Source organism: Streptomyces sp. NPDC001970 (genome assembly GCF_053594115.1).
In genome coordinates, this window is record NZ_JBSFDW010000106.1 from 1 (window position 1) to 2,295 (window position 2,295).

Sequence of the window (2,295 nt, forward strand, 5' to 3'; positions counted from 1 at the left end):
ACCCACCTCAACACCACCAACCTCCGCAAAAACCACAACACCCTCCCCCACATCCTCAAAAACCTCGCCCCAACACCAACCCGACCCACCACCACCACCACAACCATCAACAGCGCCAACCTCACCCATCAGCTCACCCCTCTCACCCCCGCCCAGCGCCACCAGACCCTCACCGACCTCATCCGCACCCAGGCCGCCACAGTCCTCGGACACACGAACAGCACCACCATCGAACCCAACCGCCCCTTCCAGGAACTCGGCTTCGACTCCCTCACCGCCCTCGAATTCCGCAACCAACTCACCAGCACCACCAGCCTCAAACTCCCCGCCACCCTCATCTACGACCACCCCAACCCGGACAGCCTCGCAGCGCATCTGGCCTCGGAGCTGTTCACGGACGAGGCTGCTACGCGTCGCGTCACAGCCGCAGGGGGGAGCGCGGACACGGATGCGGACATGACATCCACGGAGCCGATCGCGATCGTCGGGATGGCGTGCCGCTATCCCGGCGGGGTGTCCTCTCCCGAGGACCTGTGGCGACTGGTCGCCGACGGCGTCGACGCGGTCAGTGAGTTCCCGGACAACCGGGGCTGGGACCTGGAGAACCTGTACGACCCGGACCCGGACCACGTCGGAACCTCGTACACCCGCGAAGGCGGCTTCCTGCACGACGCGGACCTCTTCGACCCGGAATTCTTCGGGATGTCCCCGCGCGAGGCACTCGCCACCGACCCGCAGCAGCGCCTGCTGCTGCAGACCGCCTGGGAGGCGGTCGAGAGCGCGAACATCGTTCCCTCGGCCCTCCGCGGCAGCCGCACAGGCGTGTTCGCCGGCGTGATGTACCACGACTACGGATCGCAACTGCGGCGTGTTCCCGATGACTTGGAGGGCTATCTCGCCGGCGGCAACGCGGGCAGCGTCGCCTCCGGTCGCGTCTCGTACACACTCGGCCTGGAGGGTCCGGCGGTCACGGTCGACACGGCCTGCTCATCGTCGCTCGTCGCCCTTCACCTGGCGGTGAACGCGCTGCGGTCGGGCGAGTGCGACATGGCCCTGGCCGGCGGTGTCACGGTCATGGCCACTCCGATGTCGTTCGTCGAGTTCTCGCGGCAGCGCGGCCTGTCCCCGGACGGCCGGTGCAAGCCGTTCGCGGCCGCCGCCGACGGCACGGGCTGGAGCGAGGGCGTCGGCCTGCTCGTACTGGAGAAGCTGTCCGACGCACGGCGCAACGGACATCGGGTGCTCGCCCTGGTGCGCGGGTCGGCGGTCAACCAGGACGGCGCGTCCAACGGCCTCACCGCCCCCAACGGCCCCTCCCAGGAACGCGTCATCCGCCAGGCCCTGGCCAACGCCGGTCTGGCGCCCACCGATGTGGACGTCGTTGAGGCGCACGGCACCGGTACGAGGCTGGGCGACCCGATCGAGGCCCAGGCACTCCTCGCCACCTACGGCCACAACCGCCCCACAGGCCAACCCCTCCACCTTGGCTCGCTCAAATCCAACATCGGCCACACCCAAGCAGCGGCCGGCGTCGGCGGCGTCATCAAGATGATCCAGGCCATGCACCACGGCCTACTCCCCAAAACCCTCCACATCGACCAGCCGACAGGGCACGTCGACTGGGAGGCGGGGGCCGTCTCACTGCTCACCGAGCAGCGGCCGTGGTCCGACCGGGGACGTCCGCGCCGAGCCGGTGTCTCCTCGTTCGGCATCAGCGGCACGAACGCGCATGTGGTGATCGAGCAGGCCCCGACCGTGGATGCCGATGTGGCAACTGCCACGGAGACGACGCCCGTGCCGGTTGTCCCGTGGGTCCTGTCGGGCAGGTCCGGGGAAGCTCTGCGCGCCCAGGCCGAGCGCCTGGCGGCCCATGTCGAGCGGCATCCCGAACACACGGCAGCGGACCTGGGCCTCTCCCTCGCCACCAGCCGCGCGGCGCTCGAACACCGCGCCACGCTCGTCGGCACGGACCGGACCGCACTCCTGGAGGGCGTACGCGCCCTGGCGGACGGCGGAACGGCCCCTGGCCTGCTGCGCGACTCACGGACCAACGGCAAGACCGCCTTCCTGTTCACCGGGCAGGGCAGCCAGCGGACGGGCATGGGACAGGAGTTGTACAAGGCGTTCCCAGCCTTCGCCACCGCCTACGACGAGACCGTCGCCGCCCTCGACCCCCTGCTCACACGCCCGCTGACCGACGTCATCACCAGCGGCGACGGCCTGGACCGCACCGAATACACCCAACCCGCCCTCTTCGCCATCGAAGTCGCCATGTACCGCCTCGTCGAATCCTGG

General features: G+C 69.4%; 1 protein-coding gene. It reads left to right on the plus strand.

Annotated features, from left to right (window positions below; all coding sequences use genetic code 11):
• A partial coding sequence (locus ACWCP0_RS42015) for a type I polyketide synthase (protein ID WP_451083970.1) occupies window positions 1-2,295 on the plus strand: 2,295 nt, incomplete at both ends.